The sequence below is a fragment of the Streptomyces desertarenae genome (genome assembly GCF_042681365.1).
In the GTDB taxonomy this organism is placed as follows: Bacteria; Actinomycetota; Actinomycetes; order Streptomycetales; family Streptomycetaceae; genus Streptomyces; species Streptomyces desertarenae.
Genome location: NZ_JBHUFU010000003.1, coordinates 383,305 through 399,067, shown reverse-complemented (window position 1 = coordinate 399,067; position 15,763 = coordinate 383,305). Strand labels below are relative to the sequence as shown.

The following is a 15,763-nucleotide window of genomic DNA, read 5'->3' as shown; positions in this document are numbered from 1 at the left end:
GGTGGGAGGAGCCGGTGAGGGGGTGCGGCCCGGGTGTCGCCGGCACCGGTCCATCGGCCATACTTCCCGCCGTGGAAGAGCGCATAGGTCAGATCACCCCGCCCGTGCCCGCCGCCGGAATGGACCCGGCCGCCATCCCCGGCATCACCGCGCCCGAGCCCGGCGCGGCGGACGCCGCCGGCGGGGCCGGGGAAGCCGAGGGGAGCGCGGAGCGGCCCTCCGGGGTCCCCGGCGCCGAACCCGCCACCGGCGCGGCCGAGGACTCCGGGGAGCCCGGCACGGTGGAGGAGGAGGCCGAGGAGGACGAGGAGGCCGAAGAGGGGGACGGGGAGGAGGCCGAGGAGGACGACGGCACCGGTCCGGTCTTCGAGGTCCACGACCACCGCGGCTCCATCCTCGCCGGCCGCTCCGGCGTCACGTTCCGGCTGGACGGCGAGGAGGCCCGGTTCGACTGGGACGAGATCGGCGCGGTCCAGATCGATCTTCCCCGCTTCGGCCGGCGGTTCTCCGTCACCGTCCACACCGTCGCCCGCCGCTGGTACGACGCCGAGGTCCTGGCGCCCTCCCGGAGCGCCCTGAGGGAGTGGGAGGAGCGGCTCGACGCCGTTCTGGACGCCTACTTCGAGGAATCGTCCTCGAAGGACGGGACGGAGGGCGAGACGGAGGAGGCGCCGGGCGAGGACACGGCCGCCGGCGCGTAGGGCCTCGCGGCACGCGGCGGTGCGGCCACCCGGGCCGGGTGGCCGCACCGCCGCGTGCCGTCCCCGTATGTGAACACCATTCGCCTTCCTGATGGCCTGGGGTGACGGAGTCTCATACCCCCTCGCCGACCAGCGTTGTCAAACATGCGCATCATCTGCGCAAAATTGGGGCGCTCAGGTTCACCTCGTTGACGAGAAAGCGCTTGCTCCCTACTTTCATGCCACCACAACGAGTTCATGCATGCGAACTTCCGTGTGCATGCGAGCGAAGAGGAGCATCGTGGTGTCCAGCGTGAACCGACGGCGCGCGGCCAAGGCCGCAGCCGTACTCCTCCCGGCCCTGGGCCTGGCCTTCTCCACCGCCCTGACCACCGGGAGCTCCACCGCGGCGGCCGCCTCCTGGCCCTCCGCCTCCGGGCAGCAGGCCGTCTCCGGCACCATCAAGGTGAGCGGCACCAGGGACGGCGGGATGGTCCGGTACTACGGCACCGGGGACCTCGGCTCCGGCGGGCAGGACGAGGACCAGGGTCCGCTCTTCGAACTGGCCGACGGGGCGGTCCTGAAGAACGTGATTCTGGGCGCCCCGGCCGCCGACGGGATCCACTGCAGGGGGACCTGCACCCTGCAGAACGTCTGGTGGGAGGATGTCGGCGAGGACGCCGCCACCTTCAAGGGCACCTCCTCGTCCCAGACCATGACCATCGACGGCGGCGGGGCCCGCAAGGCGTCCGACAAGGTGTTCCAGCACAACGGCCCCGGCCGCATGGTGATCCGGAACTTCCAGGTCCAGGACTTCGGCAAGCTCTACCGGTCGTGCGGCAACTGCAGCAAGCAGTACCAGCGCCACGTGGTGATCGAGAACGTCACCGTCACCGCACCGGGCAAGTCGCTGGCCGGGATCAACTCCAACTACGGCGACACCGCCCGCCTGTCGCGGGTGACGATCGCCGGCGACCCCGACCGCAGGATCGTCCCCTGCGAGCGCTACAAGGGCGTCACCAGCGGTGAGCCCACCAAGATCGGCAGCGGCCCCGACGGGACCCACTGCCTGTACAGCGCCTCGGACATCACCTACCGGTGACCTCCGCTCCCCCGGTGCCCCGAAGGCCCGCGGCCCCCGGACGCCCTCCGCGTCCGGGGGCCGCGGGCGTCCGGGCGGCACGCGCGGACCGTGTGCCATAATCCCGTCCAGGTCACGAGTGACAGCCCCGCAGGCCCCGGCCGGCTGTCCGGCAACCCTCCGTCCGTGGCGGGGTGCCCCGGGTGAGGACCGGGCCGTGCGGCAGACGCCGTACGGCAAGCGCGGACCCCTCGCGCCGTCCAGGGGTCCTGGTCACGAGGGAACGCACCATGCCGAAGCGAATGCTCTAGAGGCCCGAGGCCTCCATCCCGCCACCCGCCGGGCGCCCCCGCGTCCCGGCCTCGCGGAGACCCCGCCGCCGGCCGGTGCGCCGCACGTCCGTGTGCCTCCGCACGCCGGGCACGCACCGCACGCTCCGGCTCCACACCCCCTGCCGCAACCCGCCCGCGCACGCCCCGGCGCGGGCCACGACCCCCAGGAGCGACACCGTGACCGTCCGGTCCGCCCACGCAGCCCGTCCCACCGCCCCCTCCCCCGCCGCGCCGCGCTCCTCCGCCGGCGCGCCCCTCCCCGTCCTGGGCCTGGACGTCGAGGTGCCGCTGGCGGACGGCGGGAGGGCCCCCTACGCGGCGCTGGACTACGCCGCCAGCACACCGGCGCTGCGGCGGGTGTGGGACGACGTGGCCGCCTATCTCCCCCTGTACTCCAGCGTGCACCGCGGAGCCGGGCACCTCTCCCGGCTCTCGACCGACCTGTACGAGCAGAGCCGGCGGACCGTCGCCGGCTTCCTCGACCTGCCCCCGGACCACCGGGTGGTGTTCACCCGGGGCACCACCGACTCCCTGAACCTGCTGGCCGCCGCCCTACCCGAGGGCACCCGGGTGTTCTCCTTCGCCTCCGAGCACCACGCCTCGCTGCTGCCCTGGCGCCGTCCCGGGCTGCGCCCGGTCTGCCTGCCCGTGCCCCGGTCGCCGCACGAGGCGGTGGCGCTGCTGGAAGAGGCCCTGGCGGCCGCGCCCGCGGGCCCCTCGCTGCTGTGCGTCACCGGCGCCTCCAACGTCACCGGGGAGCTCTGGCCGGTGGCCGACCTGGCCGCGGCCGCCCGCCGCCACGGCGCCCGCGTGGTGCTGGACGCCGCCCAACTGGCCCCGCACCGGCGGGTGTCGGTGCGGGAGCTGGGCGTGGACTGGGTGGCCCTGTCCGGGCACAAGCTCCACGCCCCGTTCGGCGCCGGGGTGCTGGCGGGCCGCACCGACTGGCTGGACGCCGCCGCACCGTACCTGGCCGGCGGCGGCGCCGGCCGCACCGTGGAGCACCGGGAGGACGGCACGCTGGCGGTCGAGTGGCACCGGGGCCCGGCACGGCACGAGGCCGGCTCGCCCAACGTCGTCGGCGCCCACGCCCTGGCCTCCGCCTGCCGGGCCCTCACGGAGGCGGGCCGGGACGCGCTGGCCGCCCGCGAGGAGGAGCTGCTCGCCCGGCTGCGGTCCGGCCTCGCCGAGGCGCCCGGGGTGCGGGTGCTCGGTCTGTTCGGCGAGCGCCACCCCCGGGTCGGCGTGCTCTCCTTCACCGTGGACGGCTGGGAGAGCGCCCGTTTCGCCGAGGCGCTCTCCGACGGGTACGGCATCGGCGTCCGCGCGGGCCTGTTCTGCGCCCACCCGCTGGTGCGCGCCCTGCTGGGCGGTACGGCGGCCCGGCCGGCGCCGTGCGGCGCGTCCGGCTCCCCCCTGCCCGGGGAGCGGAGCCTGGACGCGGTGCGCGTCAGCTTCGGGGCGGGGACGCCGGAGGAGCACATCGAGCGCTTCCTGTCCGCCGTGCGGGAACTGACACGGCGCCACCGGTAGGGCGGGCCCGCCGCCCGTCAGACGCGGGCGGCGCGCGCCCGGAGCCTGCGCAGCACGGCGCTGATCGCCCAGGCGTTGACCAGGGCCGCCGCGGCCGGCAGGGCCAGGAGGAGCACCGCCCCGACCCGGTTGCCGGGCAGGGGGACGGCGAGGACGAGCAGACCGGTCGGGAGGGTGGCCGCGAACGGCCACACCCCCGCCATGGAGGCGTCGTCGTGCCGGACGAACGCCGTGTCCACGACCGCCCACACCAGCAGTGCCGCGCACACCGCCAGGTACAGGCGGGCGGCCGGGTTGTCCGCCACGCGGGTGAGCGCCCCGCGGACCCTGCCCGCGTCGTCCCGTCCGGTCATCTCGATCACCTGTGTCCTTCTCGTCGTCCTCGGGTTCCGGCTCCGGTTCCGCCGGCTCGCCCCGCCCGGTGCGGGGGTCGGGCCGCGTCGGCGCCGTGTCCCAAGGATGTCGCCCGCAGCCCCCGCCCCTCCTCGGCCTCCGGCAGGAACGGCTCCTCTACCCCCGGGTGGAGGGAGGTCCTCCCACCGGCCGAGCCGGCGGGGGCGCGACGGGTCCGGGGTGCGCGGGCCCACCCGCCACCGGAGGCGGGGAGGGGTCCGGGCGCCTACGGCACGGCGGTGCGCGGCGTGATCAGCCCGGTGTCGTACGCCAGGATGGTCGCCTGGACCCGGTCGCGCAGGCCCAACTTGCCCAGCAGCGCGTTGACGTGCGTCTTGACCGTTCCCGTGGCCACCCCCAGACGCTCGCCGATCTCGGCGTTGGTCAGCCCGGAGGCGACGTGGATCAGCACCTCGCGCTCCCGGGGGGTCAGCCGCTCCAGCGCGGCGCCGGCCCCGGGGGGCGTGGAACCGCCGCGCGCGAAGGCGGCGATGAGGCGGCGGGTCACCGCCGGTGCCAGGATGCCGTCCCCGGCGGCCACCACCCGGACCGCGGAGAGGAGCTCGTCGACCCGGGCGTCCTTGAGCAGGTAGCCGGAGGCTCCGGCGCGCAGCGCCTCGAAGACGTGGGCGTCCAGGTCGAAGGTGGTGAGGACCAGGACCCGGGCCCCGCTCCCCCCCGCGGTGATCAGCCGGGTGGCCGTCAGTCCGTCCACGCCGGGCATGCGGATGTCCATCAGCACCACGTCGGGCCGCAGTTCCGCCGCCAGGGCCACCGCCGAGGCGCCGTCCCCCGCCTCGCCGACCACCGTCAGATCCGGTTCGGCGCCGACGATCGCGGCGAATCCCGCGCGGACGACGGCCTGGTCGTCGACGAGCAGTACGCGGATCACGAGCCCACCCCCGGTACGGGCCGGCGGACGCACCGGCCGGCACCCGCCATCGTCGCACGCCGGCCGGTTCCGCCCGGAGCGGTCCCCCGTCCGTGCGGCCGTCCGCGGCACCGGGGCGGTCGCGGGGCCGGGAGCCGGTAGCCTGGCGGCACCCGGCGGGCGGCGCGTCCGCCGGCCGGGACCCGTGGAGGGCGAGGGGGCGGGCGCGATGGGCAGGCGGACGGACGGCTCGCGGGGCGCCCGGCGCGTCCTGGCGGCCGTGGCCGGAACGTGGACGGCGCGCGGCTACCTCGCGCTGTGCTGTGCCCTGCTGCTGTGGGCGCTGGCGGACGCCGCCTTCGTGGAGCACCAGGACGCCTCCTTCGCGGGGATCGTCCCGCTGCTGGCCACCGCTCCGCTGAGCGTCGCGCTCATCCTGCTGCTGCCCGAGGGCAGCGCGCCCGCCTTCGTCCTGGCCGTCCTGGTCTCCGCGCTGGTGAACGCCGCCCTGATCACCTGGTGCGTACGGGTGGCGCGACAGCACGGGGGGAGCTCCGGCGCCGCCTCCTGACGCCGCCTCACCCCTGTCTCCCGCCGGCCGCGTCCGCCCGCGCACCACCGGCGGAGGGCCGTGCCGGCCCGGTCCCGGCACCCTCGTCCCGTGCGGGAGCGGCGCCCGGTTCGTGCAGGGTGGCGAGCAGCTCGCGCATGGCGGCCAGCGCCGAGCGGGCCTCGGCCACCACGTCGTCCAGCCGCCCCTCCTCGGCGTGGCGCACCACGCGCTCCGCCCTCCCCAGGACGGTCGTCCGCAGTCCCTCCGCGATGTGCCGCCGCTGGGCGCGTTCCGCCTCGACCGCCTGACGCAGCGCCTCCTCGACCGCCGTCCCCTCCCGGTCCGCGGTACGGGCCCGGCGGTCGCGCGCGGCGGTCCCCGCCCGCCACACCGCCGCGAGCGGCGCGGTCAGGGCGGCCGCGACCGCCGCGGTGAGCGGCAGGTGCGCTCCCGGTGCGGCCAGGCGGTCCGGCAGCAGCCCTCCGGCGGCCGCCGTCGCGCTCACCGCCGTGCCCAGGACGAGCCCTGCCACCGGCACGCACCACCGCGTCCGATCGCCGCGGCGGCCGTGGGCCGCCACGGCGTACACCGCCGCCGTGCCCACCCACAGGGCCGGCAGCAGCGCCGGGGGCAGCGCCCCGGTCGCGGCGGCGGCCGGCCACAGCGACGTGCCGGCCAGGACCACCGCCAGCACCACCCCGGGGGCGCGCCGCCGCCACAGCAGCGGTACCCCGTGGACGGCCGCCAGCAGCAGGTACAGGGCGTCGGCGGCCGGGCCGTGCGCCGTGGCCTCGGTCGTCTTCGGCAGCAGCGCGGGGACCAGCGGGTTGAGGAGGACCACCAGGGCCAGCAGCAGGTACGCGATGCGCGGGCGGCGCGGCCTCCGTCCACCCGGCGGAGGCGCGGTGCCGTCGCCGGGCAGCACGGCGCTCACCCGCCAGCCGCCGTCGGGGCGGGGTCCGGCGGTGAGGCGCCCGCCGGCGGCCTCGGCGCGCTCCCTCATGCCCGCCAGGCCCCGCCCGGCCCCCAGGCCGTGCGCGGGACCGGGGCCCGCGGCCGAACCGGCGGGCGGGCCGGCGTCGTCGACCGTCACCTCCACCCGGCCCCCGGAGCGCCGGACGGTGACCTCGACGGCCGAACCCGGGGCGTGGCGCAGGGCGTTGGTCAGGGCCTCCCGCACGATGCCGAAGACGGTCTCGCCCAGCCGGCCGGGCAGGTCGGTGCGGAGGTCGACGTCCACCGGGCCGCCCAGCGCGGCGCACCCGGCGGCCAGTTCCGCGACGCGGCCGTTCCAGGTGCGGGCGCCCTCCTGCGCGGAGGCGCGCGGCGCGGGGTGCCGCGGCGTCAGTGTGTGCCGTCACGTACCGGAGTGTGACCGCGGGCGGGGCGGGACCGCCACTTCGGGGGTGGCCGCCGGGATGTCTGACGTGCGGGAAAGGGGGTATCCGCCGGGCCGGGTCACCGCTGCCGCCCGTGCAGTTCGCAGGTCGTTCTAAGGAGTTGCCATGTCGCCCGCCACCACCGACGTCGTCGAGCTGATCCTGCGCGACCACCGCAGGATGGAGGACCTCTTCCGCACGATGCGCAATGCCGAGGCCGACCGGGCCGGTGCGCTGGCGGAGTTCTCCGCGCTGCTGGTGGCCCATGCCCGCGCCGAGGAGGAGAAGGTCTACCCGGCCCTGCGGCGCTACAAGAACGTGGACGACGAGGAGGTCGAGCACGGCGTGCACGAGCACCAGGAGGCCAACGAGGCCCTGCTCGCCCTGCTCGAGGTGGAGGACACCTCCTCGGAGGAGTGGGACGAGAAGCTGGAGGAGCTCGTCACGGCCGTCAACCACCACGCGGACGAGGAGGAGCGCACCCTGCTCAACGACGCGCGGGAGAACGTGAGCGACGAGCGGCGCGCGCAGTTGGGGAAGCAGTTCGAGGAGGCGCGCGCGGAGCATCTGGCCGCCGACTGCGGGAGCGTGGAGAAGGTGCGCGCGCTCGTGGAGTCCGCCGAGAGCTGAGCCCGCGCTCCCCCGGCCCCCGTCGCGGGGACGGACGCGCCCGCACCCGGCCGCGGTTCGGCGGCCGGGTGCGGGCGCGTCCGTCCCCGGGAGGTCTCCGCGGGCGGTCAGCGGGTGGCGATCGTCTCCGCCACGGCGGTGCCGTCGGAGGCGGGCGGGGCGTCGTGCAGCCGCTTCTCCAGGGCGGCCCGTTCGGCCTCCGACGGGTCGCTGCCGAGGGAGTCGACCAGGATGTCGCGCGCCGTGCTCCGCTCGGGCCGGAGGAACCCGACGGCGAGGTACAGCACCAGCGAGGTGAGCACGGGCAGGCCGACGTTGGCGGTCTGGGAGACGTCGTCGACACCCCAGTAGAGGTACGCCCAGACGGCGAGGCCGCCGGCCCAGGAGACGAGGGCCGCCAGTGGGCCGTGGCGCCGGAACCAGGGCAGCAGGCCGAGCATCAGCGGGATGGAGATCGGTCCCATGGTGGCGGCGACGATGCTCACCACGACCGTCATGATGAAGCCGTCGGGGTCGGTGAGCAGGGCGAGCACCATGCTGACGGTGACGAAGGCGACCGTGGTGACCCGGGCGAACAGCAGCTGGCCGGACTGCGTCAGCCGGCGCACGCGCGGGACGAGGACGGGGGCCAGGTCGCGGGTGATGACGGCGGTGATGACGTTGGAGTCGGAGGCGACCATGGCCATGGTGTGGGAGAAGAACCCGGCCAGGAGCAGTCCGATGATGCCCGCGGGCAGCAGTTCCCGGGCGAGCATGATGTAGGACTCCTCGCCGTTCTCGATCCCGGGGACGACCAGCGGCGCGGCGATCATCGGCACGAAGAGGACGAACGGCCACACGATCCACAGGAAGCTGGACAGCAGCGCGGACCTCTTCGCCCGCGAACCGGAGGGCGCGGCCATGTAGCGCTGCGCCAGGTTCCACATGCCGCCGTTGTACTCGAAGGTCTTCACCAGCAGGAAAGCCATGATCAGCCCGGTGGTGACGGGGCCGTTGACCGGATCGCCGTGGCCCTCGGGCAGGTCGCCCCACATCGTCCAGAGGGTGGCGACGCCGTCGAGGTGGGCGAAGAGCGCGAAGAGCATCGCGAGTCCGGCGACGGCCTGGATGACGAACTGCCCGAAGTCGGTGAGGACGTCGGCCCACAGTCCGCCGAAGGCCATGTAGAACATGGTGCAGACACCGGTCAGGGTGATGCCCCACACCAGCGGGATGTCGGCGAAGCCCTGGAGCAGCAGGGCGATGGCCACCCACTTGGCGGCGATGTCGACGACCTTGAGGGCGGCGCCGCTGTAGGCGAGGACCTGCTGGGTGGGCAGGTCGTAGCGGACGGCGAGGTACGCCAGCGGCGAGTTGACCCCGTGCCGGGCGCGCAGCCGGTTCCAGCGGGCGGCGAAGAGGAAGGCTCCGACCCCGATGCCCACTCCGATGGTGAGCGGCCACCAGAAGTAGACGGTGACGCCGTGGTCGTAGGCGACGGCGGCGAAGGTCACGAACATGATCGCGCTGTAGCCGGACATGTGGTGCGATATGCCGGAGAGCCACCACGGTATGCGGCCGCTGGCCGTGAAGAAGTCGGCGATGGTGTGGACGCGCTTTCTCGACCACAGGCCGATGCCCAGCATGACGAGGAAGTAAGCACCCAGCACGATCCAGTCCAGCGTGGCCATGGTGGCTCCTAAAGTTCACGTACGTGAATGACTGTCGGGCTCATGAACGGGTGCCGACACAGTAGAAGCGCCTCTGGGAGCCGTCAATACTCGTGGAACCGGCTTTCTCCGGGGCGGTTGTAGGAGTTTTCCCGGCAGGATGTTCTGCCATGTGAACGACCGTCAGGGTGCCTCCGCCCCCGGTCCACCGCCTGCCGGTTCCTGCGGGAGGGCGGACCGCAGGAGCCGGACAGCCGCCCGCCGCGGCAGCCGTGCGGGGGCGGCCGGCGGACGTCCGCCGGCCGCCCCCGCGGTCTTCGGCCCCTCAGGCCGCGTTCTTCGGCGCGGCCTCACCGGCGGCGCCGGCCAGGAGGGCGCGCCCCCGCTCGACGAGCGCGGCGAGTTCCTCGACGTGCTCCTCCTCGGGGTCGCTCAGCGGCGGCCGCACCCCGCCCACGTCCAGACCGCGCAGCCGCACACCGGCCTTGACCAGCGAGACGGCGTATCCGCGCCCCTTGTCCCGCAGTTCCACCAGGGGGCGGTAGAACCCGTCCAGGAGGCGGCGCACCGTCACGTCGTCCCCCTCGGCCAGCGCCCGGTGGAAGGCGAGGGCGACCTCCGGGGCGAAGCAGAAGGCGGCGGAGGAGTACAGCTCGACCCCGATGCCCCGGTAGGCGAGACTGGTCAGTTCGGCGGTGGGCAGCCCGTTGAAGTACAGGAAGTCCTCCTCGGGGGCCGCGGTGCGCACGGCGCTGACGATCCGCTGCATCAGGTCGAGGTCGCCCACCCCGTCCTTCAGGCCCACGATCCGGGGATGGCGGGCGAGTTCGGCGGCGGTCGCGGGGGTGAGGACCGCGTTGTCGCGCTGGTAGACGATGAGGTCCAGCCCCGTCGCGTCGGCGAGGGCGGTGTAGTGGTCCAGCAGCCCCCTCTGGCTCGGCACCACCAGATAGGGGGGCATGGCCAGCAGCCCGTCGGCACCCGCCTCCTCCGCGGCGCGGGCGTAGCGGACGGCGAGGGCGGTGCCGTATCCGGCGCCCGCCACCACCGGCACCCGCCCGGCGGCCTCCTGCACCGCGGCGGCGACGCACAGGCGGAACTCCTCGGGCGTCAGGGCGTGGAACTCGCCGGTGCCGCAGCAGGCGAAGACGGCGGCGGCGCCGGCGTCGATGCCCTCGCGCACATGGCGGCGGAACACGTCGATGTCGAGGGCGCCGTCCGGTCCGTACGCGGTCACGGGAAAGAAGAGCAGACCGTCGAGCCGGGCGGCGAGAGGGGCTGTGGTCACGGTACTCCCTGGGCTTGCGGCAGGGCGGATGATGTCCGCATTCATGATTGCTGTTTATATTTCTGAACAGATACGGTAGGACAGCACCGTACGGCGGTCAAGGCGCCCGTCCGTCCCGCCCTTCCTCCACCGTGGCGGGCCATCGCAGAGGGCGAGATGGGGATGGGGTCGCGGCATACACTTGACGCCGTCCCGCCGACTCCTTAGCGTGCCCATAGCTCTGAACATCGTCCAAGCATGCGAATCGCGTCATGCGCATGCGCACGCACGCCGCGCCCCGCGCGCCGATCCCCGGCATCGAGGAGATCGCCCATGCCCGCTCCCCGCACCGTCCTGCTCACCGGCGCAGCCGGCGGCCTCGGCACCCTCATGCGGGAGCTGCTGCCCTCCCACGGACACACCCTGAGGCTCCTCGACGTCGTGCCCGTCGGGCCGCTCCCGGGCCGGGAAGGCCCCGCCGAGGAGGTGATCACCGCCGACCTCGCCGACCGCGACGCGCTGCGCGAGGCCGTGCGGGGCGTGGACGCCGTCGTCCACCTCGCCGGGATCTCCCTGGAGTCCTCCTTCGAGAAGATCCTGAAGGCGAACATCGAGGGCACGTACAACCTCTACGAGGCCGTCCGCGAGGAAGGCGTGCGCCGCGTCGTCTTCGCCTCCTCCAACCACGCCATCGGCTACACCCCCCGCCCGGGCGACGGCGATCCGCTCATCCCCGTCGACACACCGCGCCGCCCCGACACCTTCTACGGTCTGTCCAAGTGCTTCGGCGAGGACCTGGCCCAGCTCTACTGGGACCGGCACGGCATCGAGACCGTCTCCGTGCGCATCGGCTCCTGCTTCCCCGAGCCGACGACCGTGCGGATGCTCTCGGTCTGGATGAGCCCCGCCGACGGGGCCCGCCTCTTCCACGCCGCGCTGACCGCCCCCGACGTGGGTCACACCGTCGTCTACGGGTCCTCGGCCAACACCCGGCTGTGGTGGGACCTCTCCTCGGCGCGCGCCCTGGGGTACGAACCGCAGGACGACTCCGAGCCGTACGCGGCGAAGCTCATCGCCGAACAGGGCGAACTCGACCCCGACAACCCCGACCACGCCTGCCTGGGCGGCCACTTCACCACCAACCCGCCCCGCTGGCCGCACTGAGCCCGGGCCCACCGGGACGGGCCCGTGAGCGCATGCGGAAGGGGGACGGCGCGGCGGGCGGGGCCGCGCCAGGGGCGCTACGCCGCGGGCCGCTCCCCCGGCCCCGCGTGGCGCGGGGGCGCGCCGCGCCCCCGCCCGGTGCCGGGCCGCCGTACCGGGGCCGGGCGGGGGGTCACCGCTCGACCGCGATCCGCACCCTGATCCGCTTGCCGACCGGGTCCCGCCGGACGTCGAAGCCCTCGCACTGCGCCAGGACGAGCTCCAGGCCGTGCTGCCCGACCCTGCCCGGCTCGGCCGCACGGGCGATCGGAAGCACCGGGCTGGTGTCCCACACCGCGATGTCCAACACCGGTTCCGCCGGATCCAGGTGCAGCTCCAGGTCCACGCTGCACGGTCCGGGGGCGTACTTGCACGCGTTGGTGACCAGCTCGCTCACCACCAGCTGCGCCACGCCGACCGTGCCGGAGGAGACGGGAAAGCCGTGGACGGCCCGGGCGCGGGCGAGGAAGTCGGCCGCGAACCAGCGGGCGGCCGCGATGGACTCCGGGTTCCCCCCGTAGGCCGCGCAGGCCCGCTCGACCAGTGGCGGAACCACCGATTCCGCGGCGGCGCCGTCCAGCACCGGTCCTTTCCCCATCAGCGTGGCCATGGCCGCCCCTTGTCTGTTCGTCCCCATCGGACCGCGCCCCGTCTACCCCGCCTCCCCCTCGGCAATCCATCTTTTTCCGACTGCCCGACCCGAGCCCTCCGGGCACCCGCGGCGCCCTCAGGCCGCTCCGCCGCCGGCCTCTCCCGCACCGCCGGCCGCACCGCCGGATCCCCCGCTCAGACCCCGGTCCATGGGCCCCCACTCCCCCTGCTGGCGGGCCACCTCCTCCTCGGCGTCGTTGATCACCCCGGCGTCGATCCAGGCGATCGGCACCACGTCCCGGACCAGCGGTTCGTTGTCGGGGCCGCGCCCCACCTCGCTGCCGCGCAGCACCCAGGGCCGCACCCCGGGCCCCTTCGAGCTGCGCAGGTGGCTGTAGTCGTACAGGCGGCGGGCGACCCACAGCCGCACGGGCCGGTGGGACCACCAGGGCTCGACGTCCAGCGCGTTGGCCGACAGGCCCGGCAGGGAGATGCCGGTCAGGTCGTCGGTGCTCGCCATGCCCCCCAGGTCGGCCCGTGGACCGCGGGACCAGCGCACATAGAGGTTCCTGCCGCTCTCCACCAGACGGGCCAGCTCGTCGAGCGAGGTGACGGTGGACAGCTCGGACGGGACGGTCATACCGGGGTTCGCTCCTCACGTCGCGCGTACCGGCCGGTTGTACCTGCCGCGACCAGGTCTTTCCCACCGGAGGCAGTGCCACCGGACCGGCAGGTGACCGCGTGCCCAGCTCGCGCGAGGGAAAACCGGGCCGTGGGCCGTACGGTGCACAGCCCGGCACGGCCCGACCCGGTCCGGGATGCCCTTCCCCGTTCCCGGCCGCCGTGTGCGCCGAAGCTATTGACAGGAAACCTTACTGACAGTTTTCTGCTGGGCGACCGATGCACTCCCCCACGACGCTCGGCCAAGGAGCAGTCAGCCATGTCCGCTTCTCCGCGCATCCGCGCAAGGTCCCTGTCCTCCGCCGTGGCGGCCTTCGCCTCCGCCGCCCTCCTCGGCGGCCTCCTCGCCCTCTCCCCCTCCCCCACCGCGGCCGCCGCGGGAGCCGGGACCGGCGCGGCCGCCGCGCCGCCCGGTTCGCCGGTCGCCGCCAACGGGCAGCTCTCGGTGTGCGGCACCAAGCTCTGCAACAGCCGCGGCAAGGCCGTCCAGTTGCGCGGCATGAGCACCCACGGCACCCAGTGGTACGCCCACTGCGTCACCGACGGATCCCTGGATGCCCTCGCCCGGGACTGGGGCGGGGACGTCCTGCGGGTCTCCACCTACGTCCAGGAGGGCGGCTACGAGACCGACCCCCGGCGCTTCACCGACCTCGTCCACCGGATCGTCGAGGAGGCCACCGAACGCGGCCTGTACGTGATCGTCGACTGGCACATGCTCAGCCCCGGCGATCCGCACCACAACCTCGCCCGGGCCAGGACCTTCTTCACCGAGGTCGCGGGGCGCCACCGGGACAAGCCCAACGTCCTGTACGAGATCGCCAACGAACCCAACGGCGTGGGCTGGACGCGGATCAGGGACTACGCGGAGCAGATCATCCCCGTCGTGCGCGCGCAGGACCCCGACGGCGTGGTGCTGGTCGGCACCCGCGCCTGGTCCTCCCTGGGCGTCTCCGACGGTGCGGACGAGCGGGAGATCGTGAACGCGCCGGTACGCGCGTCCAACATCATGTACACGTTCCACTTCTACGCCGCCTCGCACCGCGACGCCTACCTGAGGACGCTCTCCCGGGCGGCCGACCGGCTGCCGCTGTTCGTCACCGAGTTCGGCACCCAGGACTACGCCGGCGAGGGACCGAACGACTTCGCCATGACGCAGCGCTACCTGGACCTGATGGCGGAGAAGAAGATCGGCTGGGTCAACTGGAACTTCTCCGACGACCACCGGTCCGGCGCGGTCTTCCGGCCCGGCACCTGCGCGGCGAACACCGGTTGGACCGGCACCTCGGTGCTCAAGGAGGCCGGGGTGTGGATCCGTGAGCGCATGCGCACGCCGGACGACTTCTGACCGCCGCCGGGCGGAGACCGACGGGCGGGCGGGGAGCACGGCACCGCGCTCCCCGCCCGTCGGTCCGCCGGGAGGGCCGTCAGGCCGCGTCGCGGATCGCGGAGACGTCGAAGACGAGCTTGATCCGGTCGGAGACGAGGACTCCGCCCGTCTCCAGCGCCGCGTTCCAGGTCAGCCCGAAGTCGGAGCGGAGCAGCTCCGCCCGGCCCTCGAACCCGACGCGCTCGTTCCCGAAGGGGTCCTTGGCGGCGCCGTTGAACTCCAGGTCGATGGTGATCGGCCTGGTGGTGCCCGCGATGGTGAGGTCGCCGGTCATGCGGTAGCCGTCACCCCCCAGCGCCTCGGCGGCGGTGGAGCGGAAGGTCATGACCGGGTGGCTCTCGGCGTCGAAGAAGTCGGCGCTCCGCAGGTGGGCGTCGCGGTCCGCGGAACCGGTGTCGACGCTCGCCATCACGATGTCGAGGGAGGCGCTCGACCGGGACGGGTCGGTGCCGTCGAGGTGCAGGGTGCCGGTGTACTCCGTGAAGGCTCCCCTGACGTTGGTGACCATGGCGTGGCGGGCGGTGAAGCCGAGCTCGCTGTGCGAGGGGTCGATGGTGTAGTCGCCGGTGAGGGCGGCCCGCTCCGGGCCGGCGGCGGGCGCGGTGTCAGCGGTGGCGGTGGCGGTGGCGGCGTTCCTGCGGCCGAAGAGACCCATGGCGAACTCCCGGGGATCGGTGTGCCGCGGCCTTCACCGAAGCACTTGAACTTTCAACTAAGACCACCGTAGACCCATTCCGTTGAAAGTTCAACATCTTGGTCGAAGGAGTTCCCGGGCAGCGCCGGAGGTCGCCCCGGCCTCCGGCGCCCCGGCCGTCCGGGACGACCCCCGCCCGGACGGCCGGGCCCGGGGTCAGCGGTCCCCGCCGCGCCGGGCCGGGAGGTGGACCACCACGAGGGCGAAGGCCGCGAGTGCGACGTTGCGCGCCGCCGCGTCCAGCCCGTTCCAGTCCGAGGACTGCCACATGGCGAACCACTCACCGCCGATGGCGATGAAGCCCAGTCCGAACAGCAGCAGGACCATCACCAGGCCCAGGGTGCTCGCCCGGCGGGCCCGGTCGCAGGCGCCCCGGCGCAGACCCGTCACCCACAGCCAGGTGGCCAGGAGGAGGACGAGGGCGCTGAGGGTCTCCCAGACGATGATGGCGACGTAGGCCGCGTCCTGGAGGGCGGGCGACTCGATCGCCCGCCACATCAGGTCCGGATCCCCGAAGGTGGTGTCCATCGCCAGGACGTGCCGGACGAACTGCCGGTTGGTGTCGAAGTCCGTGATGTTGCCGAAGGCGACCAGCGCCATGTAGAGCGCGACGGTCGCCGTCAGCGCGGCCGCCGCGACGGACGGGGTCCCCGATCGGAGCAGCCGGTCCAGCCGGGTCCCGGTGTGCCTGCCGTCGTCCGCCATGCGTCCTCCCCCGTCGGTCCCCTGCGGGCACCCATCTTCACAGGAGGGGCGGCGGCCGCGCCCGGGTTTCCCGAACCTTCCCGCCGCCATCCCCGTTTTCCACCACCCCTGTGGCATGCGGGAGTTGACGCCGC

General features: G+C 74.2%; 16 protein-coding genes and 1 riboswitch. Of the genes, 7 read left to right on the top strand and 9 right to left on the bottom strand.

Annotated elements, in window-relative coordinates; genetic code table 11:
• Positions 1-71: 71 nt before the first annotated feature.
• The 3 genes from ACFSJS_RS07890 (at position 72) to ACFSJS_RS07880 (ending at position 3,626) form a co-directional block, all read left to right on the top strand.
• A complete protein-coding gene (locus ACFSJS_RS07890) occupies positions 72-701 on the top strand; it encodes a hypothetical protein (protein ID WP_380898251.1) in 630 nt (209 codons plus the stop codon).
• Positions 702-981: 280 nt separating this feature from the next.
• Entirely contained in the window at positions 982-1,782 is an 801-nt protein-coding gene (locus ACFSJS_RS07885; protein WP_380898248.1) for a pectate lyase, read from the top strand.
• 110 nt (positions 1,783-1,892) lie between these two features.
• Positions 1,893-2,010, top strand: a riboswitch (SAM riboswitch).
• A 260-nt stretch (positions 2,011-2,270) separates the two neighbouring features.
• Positions 2,271-3,626, top strand: coding sequence for an aminotransferase class V-fold PLP-dependent enzyme (locus ACFSJS_RS07880; RefSeq protein WP_380898246.1), 1,356 nt, complete (start codon positions 2,271-2,273; stop codon positions 3,624-3,626).
• 17 nt (positions 3,627-3,643) lie between these two features.
• Here ACFSJS_RS07880 and ACFSJS_RS07875 read toward each other — a convergent pair whose 3' ends face one another.
• The gene (locus ACFSJS_RS07875) at positions 3,644-3,979 is read right to left on the bottom strand and encodes an SCO4225 family membrane protein (RefSeq protein ID WP_380898339.1); all 336 of its coding nucleotides are present in this window, start codon (positions 3,977-3,979) and stop codon (positions 3,644-3,646) included.
• Between the two features lie 266 nt (positions 3,980-4,245).
• On the bottom strand, positions 4,246-4,911 hold the full coding sequence (locus ACFSJS_RS07870) for a response regulator (protein ID WP_380898244.1): 666 nt from the start codon (positions 4,909-4,911) through the stop codon (positions 4,246-4,248).
• A gap of 208 nt (positions 4,912-5,119) precedes the next feature.
• Between ACFSJS_RS07870 and ACFSJS_RS07865 the strand changes: the two genes are divergently transcribed.
• Positions 5,120-5,461, top strand: coding sequence for an SCO4225 family membrane protein (locus tag ACFSJS_RS07865; RefSeq protein ID WP_380898242.1), 342 nt, complete (start codon positions 5,120-5,122; stop codon positions 5,459-5,461).
• 7 nt (positions 5,462-5,468) lie between these two features.
• Here ACFSJS_RS07865 and ACFSJS_RS07860 read toward each other — a convergent pair whose 3' ends face one another.
• Positions 5,469-6,683, bottom strand: coding sequence for an ATP-binding protein (locus tag ACFSJS_RS07860; protein ID WP_380898240.1), 1,215 nt, complete (start codon positions 6,681-6,683; stop codon positions 5,469-5,471).
• Between the two features lie 265 nt (positions 6,684-6,948).
• Between ACFSJS_RS07860 and ACFSJS_RS07855 the strand changes: the two genes are divergently transcribed.
• Positions 6,949-7,452: a hemerythrin domain-containing protein gene (locus ACFSJS_RS07855; RefSeq protein ID WP_380898237.1), complete on the top strand. Its 504-nt coding sequence runs from the start codon at positions 6,949-6,951 to the stop codon at positions 7,450-7,452.
• Between the two features lie 107 nt (positions 7,453-7,559).
• Here ACFSJS_RS07855 and ACFSJS_RS07850 read toward each other — a convergent pair whose 3' ends face one another.
• On the bottom strand, positions 7,560-9,122 hold the full coding sequence (locus ACFSJS_RS07850) for a sodium:solute symporter family protein (protein WP_380898235.1): 1,563 nt from the start codon (positions 9,120-9,122) through the stop codon (positions 7,560-7,562).
• 304 nt (positions 9,123-9,426) lie between these two features.
• Positions 9,427-10,389, bottom strand: a complete 963-nt coding sequence (locus ACFSJS_RS07845; protein WP_380898232.1) for a 5-dehydro-4-deoxyglucarate dehydratase — start codon at positions 10,387-10,389, stop codon at positions 9,427-9,429.
• 312 nt (positions 10,390-10,701) lie between these two features.
• Here ACFSJS_RS07845 and ACFSJS_RS07840 point away from each other — a divergent pair, with 312 nt between their 5' ends.
• Positions 10,702-11,532 (top strand): NAD-dependent epimerase/dehydratase family protein, encoded by an 831-nt coding sequence (locus ACFSJS_RS07840; protein ID WP_380898230.1) that lies wholly within the window; start codon positions 10,702-10,704, stop codon positions 11,530-11,532.
• A 172-nt stretch (positions 11,533-11,704) separates the two neighbouring features.
• On the opposite strand, the gene ACFSJS_RS07835 is transcribed toward ACFSJS_RS07840, so the two are convergent.
• Positions 11,705-12,181, bottom strand: a complete 477-nt coding sequence (locus ACFSJS_RS07835) for an ATP-binding protein (protein WP_380898228.1) — start codon at positions 12,179-12,181, stop codon at positions 11,705-11,707.
• A 117-nt stretch (positions 12,182-12,298) separates the two neighbouring features.
• A complete protein-coding gene (locus tag ACFSJS_RS07830) occupies positions 12,299-12,802 on the bottom strand; it encodes a DUF6098 family protein (protein WP_380898226.1) in 504 nt (167 codons plus the stop codon).
• 300 nt (positions 12,803-13,102) lie between these two features.
• Here ACFSJS_RS07830 and ACFSJS_RS07825 point away from each other — a divergent pair, with 300 nt between their 5' ends.
• Complete coding sequence (locus ACFSJS_RS07825; RefSeq protein WP_380898224.1) at positions 13,103-14,188, top strand: glycoside hydrolase family 5 protein; 1,086 nt, start codon at positions 13,103-13,105, stop codon at positions 14,186-14,188.
• Between the two features lie 79 nt (positions 14,189-14,267).
• Here ACFSJS_RS07825 and ACFSJS_RS07820 read toward each other — a convergent pair whose 3' ends face one another.
• Both ACFSJS_RS07820 and ACFSJS_RS07815 read right to left on the bottom strand, forming a co-directional pair.
• A complete protein-coding gene (locus ACFSJS_RS07820; RefSeq protein WP_380898222.1) occupies positions 14,268-14,885 on the bottom strand; it encodes a YceI family protein in 618 nt (205 codons plus the stop codon).
• Between the two features lie 195 nt (positions 14,886-15,080).
• Entirely contained in the window at positions 15,081-15,629 is a 549-nt protein-coding gene (locus ACFSJS_RS07815) for a DUF2165 domain-containing protein (protein ID WP_380898220.1), read from the bottom strand.
• Between the last annotated feature and the right edge of the window lie 134 nt (positions 15,630-15,763).

Bases quoted from the DNA above. Each gene is read 5' to 3' on its own strand.
- ACFSJS_RS07865 (WP_380898242.1), top strand. From the start codon at position 5,120: ATGGGCAGGCGGACGGACGGCTCGCGGGGCGCCCGGCGCGTCCTGGCG.
- ACFSJS_RS07815 (WP_380898220.1), bottom strand. From the start codon at position 15,629: ATGGCGGACGACGGCAGGCACACCGGGACCCGGCTGGACCGGCTGCTC.
- ACFSJS_RS07825 (WP_380898224.1), top strand. From the start codon at position 13,103: ATGTCCGCTTCTCCGCGCATCCGCGCAAGGTCCCTGTCCTCCGCCGTG.
- ACFSJS_RS07875 (WP_380898339.1), bottom strand. From the start codon at position 3,979: ATGACCGGACGGGACGACGCGGGCAGGGTCCGCGGGGCGCTCACCCGC.
- ACFSJS_RS07820 (WP_380898222.1), bottom strand. From the start codon at position 14,885: ATGGGTCTCTTCGGCCGCAGGAACGCCGCCACCGCCACCGCCACCGCT.
- ACFSJS_RS07830 (WP_380898226.1), bottom strand. From the start codon at position 12,802: ATGACCGTCCCGTCCGAGCTGTCCACCGTCACCTCGCTCGACGAGCTG.
- ACFSJS_RS07835 (WP_380898228.1), bottom strand. From the start codon at position 12,181: ATGGCCACGCTGATGGGGAAAGGACCGGTGCTGGACGGCGCCGCCGCG.
- ACFSJS_RS07840 (WP_380898230.1), top strand. From the start codon at position 10,702: ATGCCCGCTCCCCGCACCGTCCTGCTCACCGGCGCAGCCGGCGGCCTC.
- ACFSJS_RS07850 (WP_380898235.1), bottom strand. From the start codon at position 9,122: ATGGCCACGCTGGACTGGATCGTGCTGGGTGCTTACTTCCTCGTCATG.
- ACFSJS_RS07855 (WP_380898237.1), top strand. From the start codon at position 6,949: ATGTCGCCCGCCACCACCGACGTCGTCGAGCTGATCCTGCGCGACCAC.